At 57.0% G+C, this 5,457-nt stretch carries 5 protein-coding genes; all 5 read left to right on the top strand.

Going from position 1 to position 5,457, the window contains the following annotated elements; all coding sequences use genetic code 11:
• Positions 1-2,126: TonB-dependent receptor (locus VEG30_07725; protein HXZ79802.1), on the top strand; the 2,126-nt coding region annotated here is incomplete at its 5' end.
• Between the two features lie 127 nt (positions 2,127-2,253).
• Positions 2,254-2,454: a 30S ribosomal protein S21 gene (gene rpsU, locus VEG30_07720; protein ID HXZ79801.1), complete on the top strand. Its 201-nt coding sequence runs from the start codon at positions 2,254-2,256 to the stop codon at positions 2,452-2,454.
• A 296-nt stretch (positions 2,455-2,750) separates the two neighbouring features.
• Positions 2,751-3,059, top strand: a complete 309-nt coding sequence (locus VEG30_07715; protein ID HXZ79800.1) for a zinc-ribbon domain containing protein — start codon at positions 2,751-2,753, stop codon at positions 3,057-3,059.
• Between the two features lie 142 nt (positions 3,060-3,201).
• Complete coding sequence (gene mtaB, locus VEG30_07710; GenBank protein HXZ79799.1) at positions 3,202-4,638, top strand: tRNA (N(6)-L-threonylcarbamoyladenosine(37)-C(2))-methylthiotransferase MtaB; 1,437 nt, start codon at positions 3,202-3,204, stop codon at positions 4,636-4,638.
• A gap of 226 nt (positions 4,639-4,864) precedes the next feature.
• The gene (locus tag VEG30_07705) at positions 4,865-5,413 is read left to right on the top strand and encodes a transposase (GenBank protein HXZ79798.1); all 549 of its coding nucleotides are present in this window, start codon (positions 4,865-4,867) and stop codon (positions 5,411-5,413) included.
• Positions 5,414-5,457: the final 44 nt, after the last annotated feature.

Raw genomic sequence — 5,457 nt, 5'->3', positions numbered from 1 at the left:
TTTCGCAGATGGGTGGCACGTTTCGCTCGAGCCTCATAGGCAATGCTGGATTTCTGAAAGTCGATACCGCGATTTCGCCCCGTCACTTCCTCACCGCCCGGCTGAGCACCTCCCGCTATTACGGAGACAACAACGTCTTTTTTGATCCCGCCAGCCCGATCACCAACTACGCCATCAGCGAGAACGGTCAGGAAGACGTGCGGACCGAGAGTGCCGTGGTCTCGCTCACCAGCGGACTCACCCGCCGCGCTACGAGCCATTTGCGGATGCAGTTTTCGCGAGATTTGCAGTCGTCAGAAGCGAACTCCTCATATCCGTTGACGCAGATTTACAGCATCATCCAGGGTTTTGGCCGATCCAACATCCTCCCGCGTGAAACCCGCGAGCACAAATGGCACATCGCGGAGACGATCACCGTGGAAGGCAACCGCCATTCCTTCAAGTTCGGTGGCGATCTTGTCGCCAGCTACATTTACAATTTCTTTCCCCAGCAATTCGGCGGCGACTACATCTTCGACGACATCAGCGTAGATCCCTGGACTTTTCAGCCGGTGCGCGCCGGAATGCAGATCACTCCGCTGCGTGCCTATGCCCACCAGGTCCCGCGCTATTACTACCAGGACTTTGGCTCAGCCGTCGCTCATCCTGACACTACCGAATACGCCGCGTTCGCCCAGGATTCTGTACGCCTGTTCTCACGTTTCGCGTTAGTTTTCGGAGTTCGCTACGACCTGCAGCGCTTTCGCACCGACGGACTTGTTTCCAATTTATTGTGGCCAGATTCGGGCAGGGTTCCGAACGATACTAACAATATTTCTCCTCGGGTCGGCTTCGCCTACTCTATCGGCGAGCGGCGACCTCTGGTGATTCGCGGCGGGTACGGCCTGTTCTACACGCGCATTCCGTCCATCTACACATCAGCAGTCGAAACGGAGAATGGGATCAACAATACTCACGTCTTCCTGCGAAATACAAATTTCTACGATCGCCTGCTCTTCCCCACTTATCCGAATCCGCTGGTTGCGTGTCCAAGTCATGCGACTGCCTGCGCTGCGCCTGCCGGGGTAGCGGGATCGCTCACTAGCGACGTTTCCGCCTTTGCGCACGACTTTCAGACGCCTTATGTTCATCAGGCGAACCTGGGCCTGGAGCGCGAGATCGTGGAGCGGCTTGCGATAGCAGTGAACTACCTTTACGTCCGCGGCGAGCATCTCATTCGCGCTCGCGATGCGAATCTGACGGCACCGGTCGAGTTCACTTACCCAGTTTTCGATCAGACTGGCCAGAACTTTCTGGGAACCTACTATACGGTCGATTCCTTCGCTAACTGGCAGATGACGCCGACCCTGGATTGTCCTTTCCCGCCGTGTGTAGGCGATGTGGTCCGGCCTATTCCGGAATTGGGTAGCATTAACGTTCTTGAGAGCGCAGCCACCAGCGAATATCACGGCCTTACGATTTCGGCACGACGTCGCATGAGTCACGGACTCTATTTCCGCCTGGCATACACCTGGGCGCGAGCCATGGATGATGGACAGGATGCGCTGGTCGCCGGACGTCCCGCGACCGTACAGAATTCGTACGCTCCAAATTCCGAATATGGACCCAGCTCCACCGACCAGCGCCAGCGGCTGGCCGTCTCCTGGATCGCAGAGCCGCATCCCTTCCACCGCGAGCACAATGTCCTGAAGACGATGTGCAATGAATGGAAGCTATCGGGAGTAGCCACTTATGGCAGTGGTCGTCCCTTTGACGCGCGCATATTGGGAGATGCCAATCGCGATGGCAATTCAGATAACGATCGTCTGCCCGGCTATCGGCGAAATGCTTTTACTGGACCTGACTACTCCACCGTCGATGCGCGTGTTGCGCGTCAATTTCCCATCGGCGACAGGTGGAAGCTGGAGCTGCTGGCGGAATCATTCAATCTTCTAAATCGCGACAACAAACGCGTGGACATCACTGACGACGGCTTCACCAATACCGCTGCGCAATTCGTAACCATCAACAAGACGGTAGCCAATCGCGTGTACCCGGCGTACTACCAGAGCGCGACTTCGTTCCTGAAGCCGAACAATTCTTACGCACCAAGGCAGGTGCAATTTGCCGTGCGAGTGATCTACTAGCCCGCCTAACTAGTTCTCAAAACTTCACGTATCATAATGAGAATGCGTAGCTTTTCCTTGACTTGACTGGGGGAAGCTTGCAATAACTACCAAGTCCAACCCGGGCTGGTTTGGAGGTGTGTTTAGTTTGGCCGAAGTAAGGGTCCAGGAGGGCGAGTCATTAGAGAACGCCCTGCGTCGCTTTAAGCGTAAGGTGCAGCAAGAGGACATTATTAAGGAGGTCAAAAGGCACTCCTTCTACCTTAAGCCGGGCGAGAAGAGACGCGCCAAGGAAGCTTTGGCGCGCAAGCGGAGCCGTAAAAAAGCCCGCAAGGAGCAAGAGACTTAATACAAGCGGGGCCGCTGCCCCTCCCCCATGCGGCCCCTTCCTTTTTGCCCGCCATTTCATACTGGATTTATTCGGCGGGGAAGTGGTGCTGGATCGCACGCGATTGGTGTTGTCCTGCAACTTTTCTGATTTGAAGTTCCGAATTTCATCGTTGTAGCGGCTTCATGGTTAGCGTTCACTCTGGCGGGACGCTGAGAAGGGAACCTGAAACCTTGGCGGTTCGTTGGGCACTGGGCACTCGGTCTGGCTCGGCTCCTTCGACCCGCAGGGGGCGGGGTTGAAGGGAGCTTTTTCCAATGGAATTTCAGGACAAGATCCTCAAGTGTATCGATTGCGGTGCTGACTTCGTCTTCACGGCTGGGGAACAACTTTTCTTTCACGATAAGCAGTTCAAGAACGAGCCGAAGCGGTGCAAACCCTGTAAAGCAAAACGGGCAACGGCGCTCGGCATCGCCACCCCAGGTGCTTACCCAAAGGTGGAAACCCGAACAACCTGTTCGCACTGTGGCAAGGAAACCACCGTTCCATTTAAACCGACGCAGGGTCGTCCCGTGTTTTGCCGGGAGTGTTTCCAGCAAAAACGGACTGCGGCCGCCACCGCCTGATCCCTGACAGATCTTCGATTTTGGTGCAGGGTTACCGCTCGCTTTGCTCAGGCAGAGGCGAGGGCGAACCCAGGTGTAAAGGTGAAGGCTCGACTGCAGTCGTGCGCTTCTGGTGCGCTGACTGCGTTGCTATAATCGGCAGGTGTCGAGCTTTTACGTCGAGAACTTTGGATGTCGCGCCACCCAAGCCGATGGCGCGGCCATTGAGCGCCGGCTCATCGAGCATGGCTTGTCTCGCGCCAGCGATGCCGAACAAGCTGTTCTGGTCGTGCTCAACACCTGCACGGTTACAGCGTCTGCCGACCAGGACGTAAGAAATTCGATCCGGCGAATTCATCGCCAGAATCCCCAGTGCCAGATTCTCGTGACCGGCTGCTACGCGCAGCGTGCGCCGGAGGAGATTGCCGCCATTCCGGGCGTCACCTGGGTTGTGGGCAACTCTCACAAGCATCAGCTCGCTGATCTTGTTTGCGGAACAGTAGAGCCGAACTCTTTAGAGCCAAACTCTTTTGTAAGCCTTGCCAGCCTGCGAAGCGGAAGAGTAATCGCAGAGTCTGACGAGTTCGCCAAAGTCACACATGCCGGCCGTCAGCTGCCACAAATCCTGGTTGGCGACATCTTCGCTCATACCCAACTCCTTGCAGCGCCAGTATTCGATGCCGATACGGAATCGGAGCGGACCCGTCCGAACCTGAAAGTGCAGGACGGCTGCAATAACCGCTGCTCGTTCTGCATTATTCCCTCGGTTCGCGGCCGCAGCCGTTCCTTGCGGATTGCTGATGTCGTGGGACAGGTGCAGGGGCTGGTTTCGTCGGGATATCGCGAGGTGGTTCTTTCAGGTATTAATCTCGGGCGCTGGGGACGTGATCTCGATCCGCCCAGCAAATTTGCAAATCTGGTGCGCTCGATCCTGGAGCACACAGATATTGAGAAGCTCCGCATCAGCTCCGTTGAGCCCATGGACTGGACGGACGAACTGATCGCCCTGGTCGCGGGTTGCAGTCGCATCGCCAAACACGCGCATGTTCCGTTGCAGTCGGGGAGCGATCGGGTGCTGCGCATGATGCACCGCAAATACCGCCCCTGGCACTACGCCGAGAAGATACGCAAGATTCGTAGCGTTATGCCGAGTGCAGCCATTGGAGCTGACGTGATGGTCGGCTTCCCGGGGGAAACTGACGTCGACTTCGAACAGACTCGCTCGCTGATCGACGAACTTCCGTTCACCTATCTGCACGTCTTTACGTTTTCTGCGCGGCCGGGTACGCCAGCCGCCGCGATGCCGAGCCAGGTGCGGGCGCCAATTGCGCGCGAGCGGAATCGAATCTTGCGTGAGTTGGCAGCAGAGAAGAGGTCTGCTTTTCAGATTTCCTTCGTTGGAAAGCGCCTTTCTGCCATTACGCTGAAAGTCTCCGCTGCCGAATCCACCAGCGCTCTCACCGACAATTATCTGAAGCTGACGCTCGCCGGACGGCACCAGGCGAACCAGTGGCTGCAGGCGCAGATTGATGGTGTTTCCGGCGATTGCCTGCTGGGGCAGGTTGGGGTATCGAGCCCGATGTTGGCCACTTCTTGCTAGGTACCTGAGGAAATCTATTGTTTTCTTTGGGGTACAGATAACGCGGACGCAAGATCGAGGAAACATTAGGGTTAAATCTGAAAATATTGAAAACACTTGGTACGGCTCTGCCTCTGACCCCACCCTTACGCCCAAAAGGACGGGTGGCCCACCCATTGCTTGCGCCACCAAAACTGTGGGTGCCCCATCCTGAGCGCAGCGAAGGGTGGGATAGAATCGCCGTTCCATGCCGCGAGATTTGACGCGGTATCAGCAGACCCGGCAGTCACATTTTCTCACTTTCAGTTGCTATCATCGCCTGCCTCTGCTGGGCAGCGCGCGGACACGAGAGATTTTCCTGCGCGCCCTGGAGCAAATCAGAAAGCGATTCGATCTGGTGGTCATCGGCTATGTAGTCATGCCAGAGCACGTGCATCTGCTGGTCAGCGAACCGCGGCAGGCTTCGCTGGCAACGGCGGTGCAGGTGCTGAAACAGGAGAGCTCACGCAGGCTGCGGGGGCGCGGGCGTGGCACCGATCCGCGGCAGCAGGAACTGTTTGTCCGCGAGGAATGGGCGCCTCACTTCTGGCAGCGACGCTACTATGATTTCAACGTGCGCACGGCCAAGAAGCAGACGGAAAAGCTGCAGTACATGCATCGGAATCCGCTGAAGCGCGGCTTGGTGGTTAAGCCGGAAGATTGGCGCTGGAGCAGCTATCGTGGGTATGCTTTCGGGGAACCGGGATTAGTGGCGCTGAACACTTGGCCCAAGATTGCGTTGGCGGTGCGGAGATGATTGCCGCCCACCCTTCGCTGCGCTCAGGATGGGGCACCCACAGT

The organism is Terriglobales bacterium (genome assembly GCA_035624455.1).
GTDB lineage: Bacteria > Acidobacteriota > Terriglobia > Terriglobales > Acidobacteriaceae > DASPRM01.
This window is presented reverse-complemented; position numbering and strand designations above follow the sequence as displayed.